The organism is Sphingobium aquiterrae (assembly GCF_037154135.1).
Lineage (GTDB): Bacteria > Pseudomonadota > Alphaproteobacteria > Sphingomonadales > Sphingomonadaceae > Sphingobium > Sphingobium aquiterrae.
This window is the reverse complement of record NZ_JBANFL010000011.1, coordinates 87,305-106,165: the sequence shown is the minus strand read 5'-3', so window position 1 is coordinate 106,165 and position 18,861 is coordinate 87,305. Positions and strand designations below refer to the sequence as shown.

Below are 18,861 nucleotides of genomic sequence, written 5' to 3'. Positions count from 1 at the left end.
CCCGGCGATTGCAGCATTTCTCCCGATGCAGGGCCGGATGCGTCCGGCCCTGCATAGCATGCGCCTGTCCTTGCCGGTCAGGCGGCAGACCAGCCGCCGCCCAGCGCCCTGAAGACATCCACCTGCGCGAAGGCGGTGGCGCGCCTCGCAGTCGCCAGATCGGCCTCCGCATTGGCAAGGGTGCGTTGGGTGTCGAGCACGGCGAGGAAATCGATGCGGCCTTCCCGCTGGCGCCCTACGCTGATTCGGGCGGCGCGTTCCGCCTCGTCGCGCGCCGCCGCCAGGGTTTCCTGACGTTCCATGGCATGGCGATAGGCGGAAAGGGCGCGTTCCGTTTCTTCCAGCGCCTGCAGCACGGTGCCGTCGAACTGCGCGAGCGAGGCAGCACTGTCGGCCTTTGCCGCGCCGATGCGGGCGCGGATCGCCTCCTGATTGGGGAAGGCCCAGCTGATGAGCGGACCCAGCACCCAGCGCAGCGGACCGCCGCCAAGCAGGTCGCCACCGCCCAGCGCGGTCGTGCCCACCGATCCGCCCAGCGTGATGCGCGGATAAAGGTCCGCCGTGGCGACACCCACGCGCGCCGCATCGGCCGCCAGCCGCCGCTCGGCCGCGCGGACATCGGGCCGGCGGGCGAGCAGGGCACGACCATCGCCGACGGGGATCGGCTGGCCCAGAACGGGCGTCACTTTTTGCGCGCCGACATCCTCGGGCAAGTCTTGCGGCGTCCGGCCCGTCAGGGTCGCAAGCCTGAGCAGTGCGGCGTCGCGATCGGCGCGCAGGGCGGGGATCAACGCCTTTTGCTGATCGCGCAGGGTCGTCACCCGGATCACGTCCAGCCGGTCCGACCGGCCGACGTCGAAGCGGGCGCTGGTGATCCTGATCGAATTGTCGAGTAGCGCCACCGTCTGTTCGGCAACGGCGAGGCGTTCGGCCGATGTCGTCACGTCCAGATAGGCGCGCACCGTGTCGGCGATCACCGCCACGCGCACGGCCGCCGCATCGGCCTGTGTCGCTTCCAGGTCGCCGCGCGCCGCCTCGACGCCGCGCTTGACCCTGCCGAACAGGTCGACCTCATAGGCGACGTCCAGCCCGCCGTCGAAGGTCCAGTTCTCCCGGTCGATGCCGGGGAGGGACTGGGCTTCGGACGTCCGCCCATAGCGGGCCGAGGTGGACAGGCCGGTTTGCGGCAAGCGGTCGGAGCGGGCGCCGCGCAGGGATGCCCGCGCCCGCTCGATCCGCGCCACGGCGACGCGGATATCGGTGTTGGCGCTCAGCGCATCGCCCACCAGCCGGTCGAGCATCGGGTCGCGATACAGCGTCCACCATTGATCCTGCGCGGCGGCGGTGCTGATGCCGGGTGCCGTGCCGCCCTTGAACGGCGCGGCAGCGATGGAGGGCGTGGCGGGCGGGGCATAATCCGGCCCGGCGGCGCAGGCGCTGAGCGCACTGGCGCCCAGCAGCAAGGCAATCAGTTGTCTGGTCATGACGGTAATCCTTATTCCGCCGGCTGCAGCGCAGGGGCCGCATCCTCCCGCCCGTGGCGGGAAAAGCGGTTGGCCAGATTGCGGCAGACGACATAGAAGGTGGGGGTGAAGAGCAGGCCGAAGGCGGTGACGCCGGCCATGCCGAAGAAGACCGCCGTGCCCAGCGCCTGCCGCAGTTCGGCGCCGGCCCCGGTCGCGATCACCAGCGGCACCGCCCCCAGGATGAAGGCGAAGCTGGTCATCAGGATCGGGCGGAGCCGGGCGCGGGCGGCATGGATCGCCGCTTCCACCGGTGACAGGCCGCGTTCGTCCTCCGCCTGCTTGGCGAACTCGACCACGAGGATCGCGTTTTTGGCCGCGAGCGCGATCAGCACCACAAGCCCGATCTGCGTCAGGATGTTGTTGTCCATGCCGCGCAGGTTGACGCCCAGCATGGCCGCGAACAGGCACATCGGCACGATCAGGATGATCGCCAGCGGCAGGGTCAGGCTTTCATATTGCGCCGCCAGCACGAGGAAGACGAAGAACACGGCCATGCCGAAGACGACGCCGGCGGTGTTCCCGGCATTCTTCTGCTGATAGGCGATGCCCGTCCACTCGCCGCCATATCCCGCCGGCAGGCTGGCGTCCGACAGCTTCTCGATGGTGCTCAGCGACTGGCCGGAGGAATAGCCCGGCGCGGTATCGCCATCGACCTCGACCGCAGGCATCAGATTGTAGCGGACGACGCGATAGGGGCCGGTCTTGTCGCGGAAGGTGGAGACCGATCCGATCGGCACCATCTGCCCGGAGTTGGAGCGGGTCTTGAGGTTGGCGATGTCGGCCACCGATCCGCGATGCTCGGCATCGGCCTGCGCGGTGACGCGATAGGTGCGGCCCAGCAGGTTGAAATCGTTGACGAAGGCGGACCCCAGATAGACCTGCATCGCTTCGAACACCCGCTCCGGCGGCACGCCCAGCAGGTCGGCCTTGCGCCGGTCGACATCGGCGTAGATGCGCGGCGTGGCGACATCGAACAGGGTGTAGATCTGCGCCAGGCCCGGTGTCTGGTTGGCCTTGGCGATCAGGTCGGTGGCGACCTTGTTCAGTTCCGCATAGCCCCGGTCCTCGCGATCCTCCAGCATCAGGCGATAGCCGCCGGCGGAACCGATGCCCTGGATGACGGGCGGGGGCACGAGGAGGATGCGCGCCTTGTCATAGCCCGCGACCGCCTTGTTCGCCTGTTCCATGATGCCGGCATAGGTGACGCCTTCGGCCTCGCGCTCGGCAAAGGTCTTGAAGGGGAAGTAGATTGCCGCCGAATTGGGCGCCGACGTCTGGGAGGGCCCATGGAAGCCGGCGAACATCACCGCGCCGCGCAGGCCCTTGATCGGCAGGATCTTCTGCGCGACGTCCCGTGTCACCTTGTCCGTCCGCTCCAGCGACGCGCCGGAGGGAAGCTGCACGACCGCGAGGAAATAGCCCTGGTCCTGCGAGGGGATGAACCCGCCCGGCGTGACCCAGAAAAGCCCGATGGTGGCGGCGATCAGGCCAGCATAGGTCAGCAGCATCTTCTTGGGCCGGGCGAGCAGCCACCGCGTCAGCCGGGCACAGCCGTCGCTCATCCGGTCGAAACCGGCATTGAAACGGTCGCCGGCCTTGGCGAGCAGCCGCTTCCATGCGGGCGCCGCCGGGTCGTTCGCGGCAGAGCCGTGCTTCGGGCGGAGCAGCAGGGCCGCGGCCGCCGGAGACAAAGTGAGCGAGAGCAGCAGCGAGATGACCGTCGCGGTCGAGATCGTGACCGCAAACTGCTGGTAGAAGGCCCCCGAAATGCCGGTGATGAACAGCGTCGGCACGAACACCGCACACAGCACCAGGACGATGGCGACCAGCGCCGCCGCGACCTCGTCCATGGAGGTGCGGGCGGCTTCCAGCGGGCTCATGCCATGCTCGATATTGCGCTCGACATTTTCGACCACGACGATGGCGTCGTCGACGACGATGCCGATCGCCAGCACCAGCCCGAAGAGCGAGAGGTTGTTGAGCGAATAGCCCACCGCCGCCAGCATCGTCGCCGTGCCGATCAGCGACACGGGGATGGCGATGATCGGGATGACCGCCGCCCGCCAGTTCTGCAGGAAGACGAGGATGACGAGCACGACCAGCACCATCGCCTCGAACAGGGTGTGATACACCGCGTCGATGGACTGGCTGATGAACTCGGTCGGGTTGTAGATGACGCTATATTCAAGCCCCTTGGGGAAGCGCTTGGCCAGCGTATCCATCTCCGCCTTCACCTTCTCGGCGGCGTCGAGCGCATTGGAGCCGGGGCGCTGCATGACGGCGACGACGACCGTGGGCTTGCCGGAAAGATAGGTGTTGATCGCATAGTCCTGCGCGCCCAGCTCGACCCGCGCGACATCGCGCACGCGGACCTGGCGGCCGTCGGGATCGGTGCGGATGACGATGTCGGAGAATTGCTGGGGATCGGTCAGCCGGCCCTGCATCTCGACGCCGAGCTGGAAGGCTTCACCGCGATCATAGGGCGGCTGGCCGATGGCGCCGGCGGACACCTGCACATTCTGCGCCCGCAGCGCCGACACGATTTCGCCGGCGGTCAGGTTGAGTTCCGCCGCGCGGCCCGGATCGATCCAGATCCGCATCGCATAGTCGCGCGAACCGAAAAGCTGCACGTCGCCCACGCCGTCCAGCCGTGCCAGACGGTCGCGGACCTGCGTCAGCGCATAGTTGGAGAGGTAATTGCGGTCGAACGTGCCGTCCGGGGACTGCAGGTTGACGACCATCAGGAAGTCCGGCGTGGTCTTGCGGGTGACGACGCCCAGCCGTTGCACTTCCTCGGGCAGGCGTGGCGTCGCCACGGCGACCCGGTTCTGCACCAGCACCTGCGCGGCATCCAGGTCGGTGCCGATCTTGAAGGTGACGGTGATCGTCACCTTGCCGTCGCCGGTCGACTGGCTGCTCATGTAGAGCATGTTGTCGACGCCATTGATCTCCTGCTCGATGGGAGCTGCGACCGTCTGCGCGACGGTTTCCGCCGATGCACCGGGATATTGCGCGGCGACCGTCACCGTGGGCGGCACGATGTCGGGATATTGGGTGACGGGCAGGCCGATGAAGGCGAGCGCGCCGACGACCGTGATGATGACGGCGATGACCGCCGCAAAGATCGGCCGATCGATGAAGAAGCGCGAGAAACGCATCGGCGTATTCCTTATATTCTAGAGCAGGTTCCGATCCGATTGCATCGGTTCGGCTGCTCTAGTCTTTTGATTTTACGCGTTTTCCGAGGCAGCAGGTGATGCGGGCTGCTTCGAAAACGCTCATGCTCAGCGCGCGAACGTCGCCTGCGCCGCTGCGGGCGCGGCGGAGCCTGCCGTGCCATCCTTGCCGGCGGTTTCCGGCAATGGCTTGATCGACGCCTGGCGGGGCGCGACCTTGGCGCCGGGCATGGCGGACTGCAGGTTGGAAATGACGACGCGGTCGCTCGCGGCCAGGCCCGAACGGATGATCCGCAGGCCGTCGACGAGGGGGCCGAGTTCCACCGGCTTGGCGGTCACGACATCGTCCTTGCCCACGACCAGCACGGTCTTGCGCGCCTGATCCGACTGGATGGCTTCGTCCGGCACCAGCAGGGCGTTGACCTTGCCGCCGTTCGACAGGCGCATGTTGCCGAACATGCCCGGCGTCAGGAACAGGTCATGGTTGAAGAGCACGGCGCGGCCCCGGATCGTGCCTGAGCGCGGATCGAGGCCGTTGTCGGTGAAGTCCAGCTTGCCCTTCCAGCGATAGTCGCCTTCATCCTGCAACCGGATTTCCACGTCGCTGCCAGCGGCGCCATTGGCCCGATCCCGCTGGGATTTGAGGAACAGCGCTTCGGACGCGTCGAAGGAGAAATAAATCGGGTCGAGCGCGTTGATCGTGGTCAGCAGCGAGGCGTTGGCCCCCTCGGCCCCCGATACGAGATTGCCGATGTCGACCCTGCGATCGGACACGCGGCCGGAAATCGGCGCGCGGACCTGGGTGAATTCCACATCCAGCGCGCGCTGGCGGGCGCGGGCGTCGGCGGCGGCGAGGGCCGCTTGCGCCGCTTGCAGCCGGGCGCGCAGGGCGTCGATCTCGCTTGCGGAAACGGCTTCGTCGCCGGTCAGGCGGCTGACGCGGGCATAGTCCGCCTGTGCGAGCGCCAGCGCGCTGCGGGCACTGGCGACATTCGCGCGCGCCTCCGCCAGCGTTGCCAGGAAGGGCCGCTGGTCGATGGTGAACAGCAACTGCCCCTTCTGGACGATGTCACCGTCGCGGAAATGGATGGCGGTGACGGGGCCGGAGATGCGCGGGCGAACATCGACCGTCTGGCTCGGGGCGAAACGGCCGACATAGTCGTCCCATTGCACCACCTTGCTGAGGAGCGGCGCGGCGATGCCCACCGTGGCCAGCGGCGATACGGCCGCTTCGGCCTGCGGGCGATCCACCAGCCTCCAGCCGACGCCGCCCACAAGGACGATCGCGATGACGGCGAGTGCCGTCTGGCGCTTGCGCCAGCGGGAGAGGGGGCGTCCGGCTGGTGCGTTCTCGCCGTCCGTGTCGGTTTCGATCCGTGCGAGCATGTTCATGAGAAACTCCGTCGTCTGAAGGTGGTGCGCGCCGTGCTGATCGTGCCGAGCAGCAGTTCAAGCTGGCCGTCGTTGAAGCCGGCGTCGCGAAAATCCCTGAGGGAAGAGGGGGGAACGGCATAGCCATGATGCCAGCCGTCGACGGCCATCCGGCGCAGGGCTTCCAGCCGCTCGCTGGCGAGCGTCAGGGTCTTTCGCGCGCCGAAGACCAGCGCGAGAAACCTGTCCCATCGGCCCGGCGCACGCAGCGAGGCCAGGCCATCCCCGCGCGCGAGGTGGATGATCTGCCATTCCGTCCGGGTGAAACCCGCTTGTGCCGGCCGACTTCTGCCCGAACGGGACGCAGAAGCGCTGGCGATGCCAGCCGCAGGCAGCGGCTGGGCAAAGTCCATGAAAGCCATGTCCATGCTCCCTGATATGCGCGCAACCGGGTCCGGCGCTTCCGCAGCAGGGGCACGGAAGCGGGGCCGGAAATCATGCCGGCTGCGGAAAAAATACAAGGTCGGTCGTGCGAGCGCGGGCAGATGCCCGTCGCACGATGACCAGGGATGATTGAAGATCGCGGCCCCCGTTTGCCGGGCACCCGCGACGATACGACTAGAAGTGTCTGTTCAAGAGACCCGTCTGCATTCGACCTCCTCCGGGGAGAGCCCCGCCGAATTACGTACTAGGCGGTATATAATGTGATGCGGCATTTCGTCAACCGCATTTTGTACCGGTTGGTATTTTTATCGCAAGCGGCCATCGGGCGAAGCCGCGCGCCCGGCGACCGGGGCGTGGGGGCCTATTTCCCCGGCCAGATCGCCAGGGTGGTGTCGACAAGCTTTTCCAGCTGTTCGTGGGTCGCGCCGGCGCTCGCCTGAACGCCCATGCCCTGCATGACGGCGGACAGGTAGGAGGCAAGCGCCGCGGGGTCGATCCCGTCGGGCAGGTCGCCTTCATCGCGTGCGCGTGCGAATCGTTCGACCAGCGCCTTGTCCGAGGAAAGGCGGCGGGCGATGACTTCGTCCTTGATCGAGTCGGCATGGGTGGTGCAGGCGACCATGCTGATCACGCCCAGGCATCCGCGCGGGTCTTTCGTTCCCGTCTGGATCGCGAGCGAGCCGTGCAGCAGCCGTTCCGCAACGCCCCTGGCCGTGGGCGCCTCAAGCGCCGAGCGCGTATAACAGAGCTTGTCGCGCTCATAGATATCGAGCGCCTTGCGGAACAGCGCTTCCTTGTTGCCGAAGCAGGCATAGAGGCTGGGCTTGGTGATGCCCATCGCCTCGGTCAGTTCCGTGAGCGACGCGCCCTCATAGCCGCGCCGCCAGAATACCTGGAGCGCCGCGGACAAGGCTGTTTCGGGATCAAATTCCCGAGGGCGGCCTCTGCCGGTTGATGCGACCATTTCCATACCGGGCGGTATATAGTGATGAATCGGGCGCGCGTCCAGTTGTGGGGATGCGCCGGAGATTCAGCAGGGATTCGGGGAGCTTCAGCGCCGGATCGCGCGTTGGACGCCCGATAGGTCGCGCGGGATCATCCTTTGAAGGCGCGGCGGCCGGCCGGGCATGATGGGATTGCGGGTGTGATCACAGCTGTGATCGCCGCTCCATCATTTCAAGAATATCGAACAGTCATGGAGATTTTATGCGCCTGTTTCGCAAAAATCATCCGCATTAGACCTGCTTTCACGCCCTGACATCACGGGGCGCTCGCATTCAGGAAGGAACCCGATCCATGTCCATCACCGCCACCCCGACCCCCGGCAAGGCATTGCTTTCGCCCGCCAATCATGCCCTCGTCCTCATCGATTACCAGTCGCAGATGGCCTTCGCCACCAAGTCGATTGCGCCCGAACTGCTGCGCAACAATGCCGCGCTGGTCGCCAACGCCGCCGCCGGCTTCAACGTGCCCACGATCCTGACCACGGTTGCCGAAAAGAGCTTCTCCGGCCCCATGTTCAGCGAGATCACCGATGCCTTCCCCGGTCAGGCGCTGCTCGACCGCACCTCCATGAACACCTGGGAAGACGCCGCCGTGATCGCGGAAGTGAACCGCATCGGCAAGGACCGCCTGGTCTTCGCCGGCCTGTGGACATCGGTCTGCATCGTCGGCCCCGTCCTTTCCGCGATCGAGCAGGGCTTCGAGGTTTATGTGATCACCGACGCCAGCGGCGACATTTCCGAGGAAGCGCATGAGCGCGCCGTTGCGCGCATGGTGCAGGCGGGCGCCCGGCCCATGACCGCGCTCCAGTATCTGCTCGAATTGCAGCGCGATTGGGCGCGGACCGAAAGCTACGACATGACCACCGGCATCGCCCGCAAATGGGGTGGCGCCTATGGCCTGGGCATCACCTACGCCAAGGCCATGTTCGGCGCCTCCGAAGGCGGCCACTGATCGCCCCGGCGGCCGGGCGCGCACCCCTCGCAGCCCGCCCGGCCGCGCTTTTCCCTCTCCCCCTCAACTTTTCCTCCCCCCGAAAGGATTGCCCCCATGAGTAATTTCATCACCACCGCCGACGGTACCCGCATCTTCTACAAGGACTGGGGCAGCAAGGATGCCCAGCCCATCGTCTTTTCCCATGGCTGGCCGCTGTCGGCCGATGCCTGGGACGGCCAGATGCTGTTCCTGCTGCAACAGGGCTATCGCGTCATCGCCCACGACCGCCGCGGCCATGGCCGGTCCGACCAGCCCGCTACCGGCAACGACATGGACAGCTATGCCGACGATCTGGCGGCGGTGATCGAGGCGCTGGACCTGAAGAATGCCGTGCTTGTCGGCCATTCGACCGGCGGCGGAGAGATCAGCCATTATGTCGGCCGCCACGGCTCGGCACGCGTCGCCAAAATGGTCCTGATCGGTGCCGTGCCGCCGAGGATGGCGAAGAGCGAGGCCTATCCCGATGGCCTGCCGATCTCCTTCTTCGACGGTATCCGCAAGGCCGTGTTCGACAACCGCTCGCAACTTTATCTCGACCTGCCGGCCGCCTTTTTCGGCTTCAACCGCAAGGGCGTTGAGGTGAATGAAGGTCTGCGCCTGTCCTTCTGGTCGCAGGGGATGGCGGGCTCCGTCCTCGGCCAATATCTGTGCATCCGGGAGTTTTCGGAAGTCGACTATACCGACGACCTGAAGGCGATCGACGTGCCCACGCTCGTCATCCATGGCGACGACGACCAGATCGTCCCGATCGGCAATGCCGGGCTGCTGTCCGCGAAGATCGTGCCGGACGCGACCTTGAAAATCTATGAAGGCGCGCCGCATGGCTTGACCGCCACCCATCAGGACCGGCTGAATGCCGATCTGCTCGCCTTCATCAGGGCCTGAGACGGAAAGGGGGAACGGAGCCATGAAGCCCTATCTTCTCTCGCTGGGTGCCGGGCTGCTGGTCGGCATCGTCTACAGCCTCTTGGGCGTGCGTTCTCCCGCCCCGCCGGTCATCGCCCTTGTCGGGCTGGCGGGGATCTTGCTGGGCGAGCAGCTTATCCCGCTCGCCCGGCGCCTCACCAGCAGCGTCGAGTTCACTCGTTTCGTCCACGAGGATTGCGCCCATCATGTGCTCGGCCAGATGCCGGCCAACATGGATCGCGACGCATGACCGCCCTGACCCGCCGACAGGCGCTTGCCGGCCTTGGCGCCGGTGCCGCCGCCACCGCCCTTCTGACCGCCACGGAGAGTTTCGCCATGACCCCCAAGGACCTGATCATCATCAATGCCAAGGTGACGACGCTGGATCGCGCCAACCCGGTCGCGCAGGCCGTCGCCATCCGCAACGGCACCTTCCTGGCGGTCGGCACGGAGCAGGAGGCCCGCGCCGCGGCGGGGCCGGACGCGACCGTGATCGATGCGCAGGGCCGCCGCCTGATCCCCGGCCTGATCGACAGCCACATCCACGTCATCCGGGGCGGCCTCAACTATAATATGGAGCTGCGCTGGGAAGGCGTGCCGACCCTGGCCGACGCCATGGCGATGCTGAAGAAACAGGCGGAGAACACCCCGCCGCCGCAATGGGTGCGCGTGGTAGGCGGCTTCACCGAGCATCAGTTCGCCGAAAAACGCCTGCCGACCTTGGCCGAGATCAACGCCGCCGCGCCCGATACGCCGGTGTTCATCCTGCACCTTTATGATCGCGCGCTGCTGAACGCCGCCGCGCTCCGCGCCGTCGGCTATACCAAGGACACGCCCAACCCGCCGGGCGGGGAGATCATGCGCGACGCTGCCGGCAATCCCACCGGGCTGCTGCTGGCCCAGCCCAATGCGACCATCCTCTATGCGACGCTGGCCAAGGGGCCGAAGCTGCCGCCCGAATATCAGCTCAATTCCACCCGGCATTTCATGCGCGAGTTGAACAGCCTTGGCGTCACGAGCGTCATCGACGCCGGTGGCGGATCGCAAAACTATCCCGACGACTATCAGATCGTCGAAAAGCTGCATCGCGATGGCGAGCTGACCCTGCGCATCGCCTATAACCTCTTCACCCAGAAGCCCAAGGAAGAGCTGAAGGATTTCGCTAGCTGGTCGACACAGGTGAAGCCGGGCGACGGCGACGATACGTACCGCCACAATGGCGCGGGCGAGATGCTGGTCTATTCGGCGGCGGATTTCGAGGATTTCCGCGTCGCCCGGCCCGACATGCCGCCGGAGATGGAAGGCGATCTGGAGCCGGTCATCCGCCTGCTCGCCGAACGCCGCTGGCCCTGGCGCATGCACGCCACCTATGACCAGACGATCAGCCGCGCGCTCGACGTGTTCGAAAAGGTCGATCGCGACATCCCGCTGGAAGGGCTCAACTGGTTCTTCGACCATGCCGAGACGATCAGCGACCGCAATATCGACCGGATCGCGGCGCTGGGCGGCGGCATCGCCGTGCAGCATCGCATGGCCTTCCAGGGCGAATATTTCGTCGAGCGCTATGGCGCGAAAGCCGCCGAAGCGACGCCGCCGATCAAGAAGATGATGGCCGCCGGCGTGCCGGTGGGCGCGGGCACCGACGCGACCCGCGTGGCGAGCTATAACCCCTGGGTGTCGCTGAGCTGGCTGGTCACATCCAAGACGGTCGGCGGGCTCACGCTTTATCCCGTCCGCAACCGGCTGGACCGCGAGACGGCGCTGCGCCTGTGGACGGAGCGCAACACCTGGTTCTCGAACGAGGAGGGTAAGAAGGGGCAGGTCAAGGCCGGGCAACTGGCGGACCTCGCGCTGCTGTCCGACGATTATTTCAGTGTGGCCGAGGATGAGATCGCGCATCTGCGTTCGGTGCTGACCGTCCTTGGCGGCAAGATCGTCTATGGCGAGGGCGATTTCGGTCCGCTGGCGCCGGTCGCGCCCAAGGCCATGCCCGACTGGTCGCCGGTCGCGACCTTCGGCGGTTATTACCGCAAGCCCGAAACCGCGCAGAAGCTCGCCTCCGCCTGTGGTTGTCATGCGTCTTGCGGCGTCCATGGGCACGATCATGCCGCCGCGCTCGGCGCATCGGTGCCCGCCGCCGATGTCCAGAGCTTCTGGGGTGCGCTTGGCTGCGGCTGCTGGGCCGTCTGATTTCGCTCTTCACCCCCCGACTTTTCCAAAGGACGCGAACCATGACCTCCTTCAAGATCCTGTTGGCCGCCAGCCTGATCGGTGTCGGCACGATGACAGGCGCAGGCGCGCCCGCCGCCACCGCACCCGCCGCCACCAGCTATGCCGTCGGGCCGCAATATGACACCACCCATGTCTATGTGCCGGAGGCGGACTTCGACCGCTTCGTCACCAGCTTTTCCGCGACCTTCGGCGGCACCGCCAGCAAGCAGGGCGAATTCCAGGTCACGCCGACGCCCAGCCTCACCAAGTCGCAACTGGTGCTGACGCCCGCGGGCACGGTGTCCGTCTTCGGTTTCAGGACGCCCATTCCCTATCCCTTCGGGGCCGAGCGGACGGGCTATCTGGTGACGGACATGGACGGTGCGGTCGGCGCGGCGCTGAAAAATGGCGCGACCCGGCTGATCACGACCTTCCCCGATCCCATCGGTCGCGATGTCGTGGTCCAGTGGCCGGGCGGGGTGAACATGCAGCTTTACTGGCACACGGCCAGGCCCAGCTATGCGCCGCTGGCCAGCGTGCCGGAAAACCGGGTGTATCTCACCGCCGATGCGGCCGATTCCTTCATCGCGCACTGGATCGGTTTTTCGCATGGCCGGATCGTCGCCGATGAAAAGGCGGCGCCGGGCGCAGAGGTGGGGCAGCCCGGCAAGGCGATCCGCCGGGTCCGGATCGAAAGCGGCTATGGCAGGATGCTGGTGCTGGTGTCCGATGGCCAGCTGCCCTGGCCCTATGGCCGCGACATGACCGGTTATGAGGTGGCCGATCTATCCGCGACCCTGGCAAAGGCGACGGCGGCGGGCGTCGAGACCCTGGTGCCGGCCCATGACGCCGGAGGCCGCAGGGCCGCGATGGTGCGCTTTCCGGGCGGGTACATCGCCGAAATCCATCAGGGCGCCGCACGATGAGCGCGCGGCCTATCTCCTCCCGCGCCCCCCGGTTCGTGGAGACCGTGCTTGACTGGCGGATGACGGGCCTGGTGGCGCGCTTCGCCCTTACCAGCGCCTATCTGCTGGGCGGCATCGCCAAGCTGACGGACGTTCCGGGCGCGGTCGCCGAGCAGGCGCATTTCGGCATGCCCGCGCCCGCGCTGTTCGCCGCGCTCACGATCGCGGTGGAACTGATCGGCTCTGTATTGATCCTGTCGGGCCGCATGGTCTGGCTGGGCGCGGGGATGCTCGGGGTCTTCACCGGGCTTGCGGCGATCACCGCCAATGCCTTCTGGTCGATGACCGGGCAGGCGCGGTTCATGGCGACCAATGCCTTTTTCGAGCATGTCGGCCTGATCGGCGGCTTCGTCCTGGTGGCCATGCTTTCCCGTCGGCAGCCGACCAATGGCTAGAGTTGCGGCTGTCCTGGGCCTTCTGCCGCTCGCGCTGGCGGCCATGCCCGCCCATGCGCAGGACGGCGAGGCCTGGCAGGCGCCGACGCTGACGATCACCCGCTATGACGAGGACTGGTCGAAACTCGCCGATCCCGCCTCGGGCACCGGGCACTGGACCGAGACGCTGAAATATATCCCGCTGAACGAGAGCGGGCGCGAGGGCGGCAGCATCTGGATCGGCACCGGGACGGAGCTTCGTCTGCGGCAGGAAAGCTATCGCGACAATCTCTGGGGCGGCGCGGCCGCGCCGGATGACGGCTATCTCTGGTTGCGGGCGATGCCCTATGTCGACCTGCATGTCGGGGCGGCCCGCGCCTTCGTCCAGCCCATTGCGGCCTATGCGATGGGCGTCGCGCCCTCCGCCGGGCCGATCGACCGGACCGGCGTCGACCTGCTGCAGGGCTTTGCCGAGGTGACGCTGCCGGTCGATGCCGCCACGGCCATCACGCTGCGCGGCGGGCGGCAGATGCTGTCGCTGGGGACGGAGCGCCTCATCGGTACGCGCTATGGCCCCAATGTGCCGCTCGCCTTCGATGGCGCGCGGGCGGACATCACCCATGGCGCGGCAAGGCTCAGCCTGTTCGCCGTCAACCCCGTAACCCCCGGCACCGGCGATTTCGACGATCGCACGTCGTCCACCAGGGCGCTTTGGGGCGCCTATGCGGCGCTGCCCGGCGTCGACCTCTATTATCTGCATTATCGCAACCGTGCGGCGCTGTTCGGCGGCGTATCCGGGCGCGAGGAACGGCACAGCATCGGCGCGCGGGCGCATGGGGCATCGGGCCCGTGGAGCTGGAATGTCGAGGGTGTCGTGCAGCTTGGCCGCTTTGCCGGGCAGGAGATCCGCGCCTGGACGCTGGGGACGGAGGTTGCGCGCAGCTTCCCGTCCGCGCCGTTCCGCCCGCGCGCGACGATGCGCGTCAACATCGTCAGCGGCGACCGTGATGCGCGGGATGGCCGGCTGGGCACCTTCAACGCACTGTTTCCCAAGGGCAAATATTTCGGCGAGCTGTCGCCCGTCGGCCCCTCCAACATCATCAACATGCACTCCGGCGTGACGCTGGCGCTGCGCGACACCCTGTCGCTGAGCATCGCGGGCATGGCCTATTGGCGCTACACGCGCGGGGACGGTATCTATGATATTCCCGGCAACCTGATCCGGCCGGCGGGCCATGCCACGTCCCGCTTCGTCGGCAAGGAAGTCGAGGCGAGCCTCAGCTGGCAGGCGACGCCCGAACTGGAACTCTCGACCTCGCTTTCGGCTTTCGATGCCGGTGGTTTCCTGCGCCAGTCCGGGCGCGCGAAGACCATCGGCATGCTGGGGCTGGAGGCCAATTACCGGATATGAGCCGAGCGGATGTCCGTTCGATTATCTTGAATGAACGCCCGCATTTTATCTGGATGTTTTGCAGAAATGGTCGGGCCTAGAGCGGTTCGCGGCCAGTCCATCCATTCATCGGCCATCCATTTATTGGGAGACAGACATGACCGCCGCCAAGCCCACCACCGCGCCGCTTTCCTGGCTGCTCCTGCTGCTGTCGGTCACGACCGGCATGGTCGATGCGATCAGCGTGCTTGGCCTCGGCAAGGTCTTCACCGCCAATATGACCGGCAATATCGTCTTCCTGGGCTTTGCCGCCGCCGGCACGCCGGGGTTTCGCGCACCGCTCTATATCCTTGCGATCGCGGCCTTCCTGTTCGGCGCGCTGGTCGCCGGACGGGTGGGGAAGGGATATGCCGGCCTGCCGCTGCGCCGCTGGCTGCTCTCCGCCGCGGTGGTCGAGACGGGCCTGCTGTGGATCGCGGCGATCTTTGCCATCGGCCTGGATATCGCCAGCCAGTCGCCGGCCCACGGCGTCTATGCCGTCATCGCGCTGACCGGCCTTGCCATGGGGTTCCGCAATGCGACGATCCGGCAGTTGAAGGTGCCCGATCTCACGACCACGGTGCTGACGCTGACCCTGACGGGGATCGCGGCGGACTCGTCGCTGGCGGGCGGCGGCAATCCGAACTGGGCGAAGCGGCTGGGCGCCGTCGCGGCGATCTTCGTGGGGGCGGCATTCGGCGCGGTGCTGGTCGCGCGGGTAGGGCTTGCGCCGCCGCTGCTGATCGCCGGCCTGCTGGTGCTTCTGGGCACCATTGCCTGCGCCCTGCACCCGGCCTCGGCGGCACCCACTGCCTAGAGCGTTTTCACATTGAGCGAAAACGCTCTGGTCTTTGTTGCCGCATTTTCGAACCGGATGACCGTTTTACGGTCATCCTGAAAACGCTCTAGATGTCGCCCATGCCCTCCAGCTCCCGGTCGACCTGCCCCATGATGACGAACTGGTCGAGCAGCCAGGAGGCGGCGGGGCCGGGGGGCGTGTCGCGCCGCCATACGCCGGCGAAGCGATAGGTGCCGCCCGGATGGTCCGGCATGGCGAGGCGGATCAGCGTGCCCGCGACCAGATCGTCCTCGATCATCGGCAGCGGCATATTGCCCCAGCCGATGCCCTCGCGCAGCAGGTCGTGCTTGGCGCCAAGGTCGGCGAGGCGCCAGGTCTTGGGGCTCATCACCGAATAATCCTGCCCCTCGGTGAAGCGCGAACGATCGGTGAGTACCAGCTGGGTATAGTCGCGGCCCGCGCCCGGCGCGATGCGGTCCATGCGCCCCAATGGGTGATCCGGCGCGGCGACGGGCACCATCGGCACGGAGCCGGCGGCGATGCATTCCACGCCCTCGATTCCCGCAGCCAGCGGCCCTGAAATGCCGATCACGGCCTTGCGGTCCAGCACCATCGCGGTGATCGCCCCCAGCGCTTCCATATGCAGGCGCAGCTGGACGGTCGGAAATTCCTCTGCGAAGGCGCGCAGCACGCGGCCCAGCCGCTCGCTCGGCAGCATGACATCGACGGCAAGGTCGACTTCCGCCTCCAGCCCGTCGAGCAGGCCCTTCACCTTCGCGCGCAGCCTGTCGATGCCCTGGCTCACCGCGCGCGCTTCTGCCAGCACGGCGCGGCCCGCCACGGTCAGCCTGGGCTTGCGCGTGCCTTCGCGCTCGAACAGGAGCATCCCCAACTGGGTTTCCAGATTGGCGATGCCATAGCTGATGACGGACACCGCACGGTTGAGCCTGCGGCCCGCCGCGGCGAAACTGCCGGTATCGACAATGGCGAGGAAGATGCGGAGTTGATCGAAGGTGGGGGTGCCGGGATTGTTCACTGTTCCATTCTCTCGAACGTTTCGAATGAATTTATCCCTCTGATCCGCAAAGCTGGCAATCCCTAAATCGTCTTCAACGGCGCGGCACCGGTCGCGCGCAATGGAGACTTAACATGATCGAACTTCGTCCCTTCGACAGCCTTGGCGGCGCCAATCACGGCTGGCTCGATGCCAAGCATCACTTCTCATTCGCCGGTTATCACGATCCGGCCCGGATGCACTGGGGCAACCTGCGCGTCTGGAACGACGACACGATCGCGCCGCAGACCGGCTTTCCGCCGCACCCGCATCGCGACATGGAGATCATCACCTATGTCCGCGAGGGCGCGATCACGCATCAGGACAGCCTGGGCAACAAGGGCCGCACCGAGGCGGGCGACGTTCAGGTGATGTCGGCCGGCAACGGCATCCGCCATTCGGAATATAATATGGAGGATGTGACGACCAGGATCTTCCAGATCTGGATCGTCCCCACCCGCAGCGGCGAGGAACCCGCATGGGGCGCACGGCCTTTCCCCAAGGGCGAGCGTTCGGGCCATTTCGTCACGCTCGCTTCGGGTTATGAGAATGACAATGACGCGCTGCCGATCCGCACCGATGCGCGGGTGGTAGCCGCCACGCTGAAGGCCGGCGAGAGCGCGGACTATCCGCTGGGCAAGGACCGCAAGGCCTATCTGGTCCCCGCCACCGGCGCGGTGCAGATCGGCGAAGTGCGCGTCAATGCCCGTGACGGCGCGGCGATCAGCGATCTGGACGTGCTGACCGTGACCGCGATCGAGGACAGCGAGATCGTTCTTGTCGACGCGGCATGAATGACCGGGCGCATGTCGGCTCCCCTTGGCCGGCATGCGCCCACATTTCGATTTTATCGAACATTTTGCACGATCTTTTCCAGCTGATCCGGAAAGCAGCCCGCTGCTACATCGGCGTCATCCCAACCCATATCCAATCCCGAACAGGAGGCCAGAGATGCTCGATATTGCCAAGCCCCGCCTGACCGATGCCGAATGGGATCGGGTGAAAAGCACGCTGAGCGCGGTGTCCGATTGCGGATGCGGCACGCCGTCCGCCAAGGCATCGCGGCCTTCCATCCTCGGCCGCGCCGTCAACCGGCTGATCGGGGAAGCCAGGCCCAGGCCCGCTTTGCCGCCGCAGCTGGAGGCGGTCCGCACCTTCCTGTGCGAAAGCGGCCGCAGCCACAGCCTGGCCGAACAGCATATCCCGACCCTTTCGGCGCAGGGCTTCACCCGCGCCCAGATCGAGGCGATGGCGCTGCTCGGCGCCTGACCCTAAAACCCTTTCAGACAAGGACGAGTCCCATGAGCATCCGTTCCAGCGACATCGAAGGCGTAGACCTCGTCATCCTGCCCCCCGTGCGCGATCTGGGGGACGGCTTTGAAGTGCGCCGCGCCCTGCCTTCGGCGCATCGCCGCATGGTCGGCCCGTTCATCTTCTTCGACCAGATGGGGCCTGCCGCCTTCGACAGCGGTGAGGGGCTGGACGTTCGCCCGCATCCGCATATCGGCCTCGCGACCGTCACCTACCTGTTGGAAGGCGAGATATTGCACCGGGATTCGCTGGGGTCGCTCCAGCCGATCCGTCCGGGCGAGGTCAACTGGATGACGGCGGGCAAGGGCATCGTCCATTCCGAGCGGACCGGCCCGGAGGTGCGGGCATCGGGCGGCAGGCTCTTCGGCCTCCAGACCTGGGTGGCGTTGCCCCGCCGGGACGAGGAAGTCGATCCCGGCTTCGCGCATCACAAGGCGGACGAGATTCCCTCGGCCGAGGATGCCGGCATGCGCCTGACGCTGATCGCGGGCAGCGCGGACGGTCTGGTCTCGCCGATCAGGACCTTCTCCGACATGGTCTATGCCGATATCGCGATGATCGACGGCGCGCGCTATCAGCTGAAGGCCGAGCATGTCGAACGCGCCATCTATGTCGTGGCGGGCGCGGTGGAGGTGATCGGCCAGGCCGGCGGTTTCGCGACCGGCGAACTGGTGATCTTCAAGCCCGGCGCCGAAATCGTCCTGCGGGCGAAGGGCGGCGCGCGGCTGATGCTGCTGGGCGGGGAGCCGCTGCCCGAGAAGCGGCATATCTTCTGGAATTTCGTGTCGTCCGACCCCGAACGGATCGAACAGGCCAAGGCCGACTGGCAGGCCCGGCGTTTCGCGCCCGTCCCGGACGAACATGAATTCACCCCGCTTCCCGCCTGACTCCCAACCACAAAGGAACATCATCATGGCCCATGGCACCGCCCATATCGGCAAGGATCGCTATCGCACCGAAATCGAGGTCGGCGGCCACCGCCTGACCGCCGACGAGCCCGCCGCGCTGGGCGGGCAGGGCGTCGGCCCGGCGCCCTACGACCTGATCCTTGCCGGGCTTGGCGCCTGCACGGCGATCACGCTGCGCATGTATGCCGACCGCAAGCAATGGCCGCTCGACACGGTGGACGTGTCCTTGCGGCTGACCGGCGGGCCGGGCGAACTGCGGATCGAGCGGGTGTTGGCGATCGGCGGCCTGGATGCCGAGCAGAATGCGCGGCTCGCCGATATCGCCGAGCGCACGCCCGTCACCTTGACACTGAAGGGCGGCATCCCGATTCATACCCGTCTCGCCTGAT

General features: G+C 66.6%; 18 protein-coding genes. 12 read left to right on the top strand and 6 right to left on the bottom strand.

What is annotated here, in order from left to right:
- Nucleotides 1-77: 77 nt before the first annotated feature.
- The 5 genes from WFP78_RS13290 to WFP78_RS13270 all read right to left on the bottom strand — a co-directional run bounded on the left by WFP78_RS13290 (nt 78) and on the right by WFP78_RS13270 (nt 7,487).
- The gene (locus tag WFP78_RS13290; RefSeq protein ID WP_336963040.1) at nt 78-1,484 is read right to left on the bottom strand and encodes an efflux transporter outer membrane subunit; all 1,407 of its coding nucleotides are present in this window, start codon (nt 1,482-1,484) and stop codon (nt 78-80) included.
- Between the two features lie 11 nt (nt 1,485-1,495).
- Complete coding sequence (locus WFP78_RS13285) at nt 1,496-4,684, bottom strand: efflux RND transporter permease subunit (protein ID WP_336963036.1); 3,189 nt, start codon at nt 4,682-4,684, stop codon at nt 1,496-1,498.
- Nucleotides 4,685-4,810: 126 nt separating this feature from the next.
- Nucleotides 4,811-6,094 carry an efflux RND transporter periplasmic adaptor subunit gene (locus WFP78_RS13280; RefSeq protein WP_336963034.1) on the bottom strand — a complete coding sequence of 428 codons (1,284 nt, stop codon included), beginning with the start codon at nt 6,092-6,094 and terminating at the stop codon, nt 4,811-4,813.
- Entirely contained in the window at nt 6,091-6,495 is a 405-nt protein-coding gene (locus WFP78_RS13275; protein WP_336963031.1) for a hypothetical protein, read from the bottom strand. The genes WFP78_RS13280 and WFP78_RS13275 overlap by 4 nt, the downstream gene beginning before the upstream one ends.
- Nucleotides 6,496-6,878: 383 nt before the next feature.
- Nucleotides 6,879-7,487: a TetR/AcrR family transcriptional regulator gene (locus WFP78_RS13270; RefSeq protein ID WP_336963028.1), complete on the bottom strand. Its 609-nt coding sequence runs from the start codon at nt 7,485-7,487 to the stop codon at nt 6,879-6,881.
- Between the two features lie 326 nt (nt 7,488-7,813).
- Between WFP78_RS13270 and WFP78_RS13265 the strand changes: the two genes are divergently transcribed.
- The 8 genes from WFP78_RS13265 to WFP78_RS13230 all read left to right on the top strand — a co-directional run bounded on the left by WFP78_RS13265 (nt 7,814) and on the right by WFP78_RS13230 (nt 15,217).
- Nucleotides 7,814-8,473: a hydrolase gene (locus WFP78_RS13265; protein ID WP_336963026.1), complete on the top strand. Its 660-nt coding sequence runs from the start codon at nt 7,814-7,816 to the stop codon at nt 8,471-8,473.
- Nucleotides 8,474-8,569: 96 nt separating this feature from the next.
- A complete protein-coding gene (locus WFP78_RS13260) occupies nt 8,570-9,400 on the top strand; it encodes an alpha/beta fold hydrolase (RefSeq protein ID WP_336963023.1) in 831 nt (276 codons plus the stop codon).
- A gap of 22 nt (nt 9,401-9,422) precedes the next feature.
- Nucleotides 9,423-9,671, top strand: a complete 249-nt coding sequence (locus tag WFP78_RS13255) for a XapX domain-containing protein (protein ID WP_336963021.1) — start codon at nt 9,423-9,425, stop codon at nt 9,669-9,671.
- Nucleotides 9,668-11,611, top strand: a complete 1,944-nt coding sequence (locus WFP78_RS13250; protein ID WP_336963018.1) for an amidohydrolase — start codon at nt 9,668-9,670, stop codon at nt 11,609-11,611. Before WFP78_RS13255 ends, WFP78_RS13250 begins: the two co-directional genes overlap by 4 nt.
- A 41-nt stretch (nt 11,612-11,652) precedes the next feature.
- Nucleotides 11,653-12,558: a VOC family protein gene (locus tag WFP78_RS13245; RefSeq protein WP_336963016.1), complete on the top strand. Its 906-nt coding sequence runs from the start codon at nt 11,653-11,655 to the stop codon at nt 12,556-12,558.
- Nucleotides 12,555-12,992 (top strand): DoxX family protein, encoded by a 438-nt coding sequence (locus WFP78_RS13240; protein ID WP_336963014.1) that lies wholly within the window; start codon nt 12,555-12,557, stop codon nt 12,990-12,992. The genes WFP78_RS13245 and WFP78_RS13240 overlap by 4 nt, the downstream gene beginning before the upstream one ends.
- Complete coding sequence (locus WFP78_RS13235; protein ID WP_336963011.1) at nt 12,985-14,382, top strand: alginate export family protein; 1,398 nt, start codon at nt 12,985-12,987, stop codon at nt 14,380-14,382. Before WFP78_RS13240 ends, WFP78_RS13235 begins: the two co-directional genes overlap by 8 nt.
- A 136-nt stretch (nt 14,383-14,518) precedes the next feature.
- Nucleotides 14,519-15,217: a YoaK family protein gene (locus tag WFP78_RS13230; RefSeq protein WP_336963008.1), complete on the top strand. Its 699-nt coding sequence runs from the start codon at nt 14,519-14,521 to the stop codon at nt 15,215-15,217.
- Nucleotides 15,218-15,305: 88 nt separating this feature from the next.
- Here WFP78_RS13230 and WFP78_RS13225 read toward each other — a convergent pair whose 3' ends face one another.
- Nucleotides 15,306-16,235, bottom strand: coding sequence for a LysR family transcriptional regulator (locus WFP78_RS13225; protein ID WP_336963006.1), 930 nt, complete (start codon nt 16,233-16,235; stop codon nt 15,306-15,308).
- A gap of 113 nt (nt 16,236-16,348) precedes the next feature.
- Here WFP78_RS13225 and WFP78_RS13220 point away from each other — a divergent pair, with 113 nt between their 5' ends.
- The 4 genes from WFP78_RS13220 (at nt 16,349) to WFP78_RS13205 (ending at nt 18,860) form a co-directional block, all read left to right on the top strand.
- On the top strand, nt 16,349-17,047 hold the full coding sequence (locus WFP78_RS13220; protein ID WP_336963004.1) for a pirin family protein: 699 nt from the start codon (nt 16,349-16,351) through the stop codon (nt 17,045-17,047).
- Nucleotides 17,048-17,204: 157 nt separating this feature from the next.
- Complete coding sequence (locus WFP78_RS13215; RefSeq protein WP_336963001.1) at nt 17,205-17,522, top strand: hypothetical protein; 318 nt, start codon at nt 17,205-17,207, stop codon at nt 17,520-17,522.
- 32 nt (nt 17,523-17,554) lie between these two features.
- Entirely contained in the window at nt 17,555-18,451 is an 897-nt protein-coding gene (locus WFP78_RS13210; protein ID WP_336962999.1) for a pirin family protein, read from the top strand.
- Nucleotides 18,452-18,476: 25 nt separating this feature from the next.
- Entirely contained in the window at nt 18,477-18,860 is a 384-nt protein-coding gene (locus tag WFP78_RS13205; protein WP_336962997.1) for an OsmC family protein, read from the top strand.
- Nucleotide 18,861: the final 1 nt, after the last annotated feature.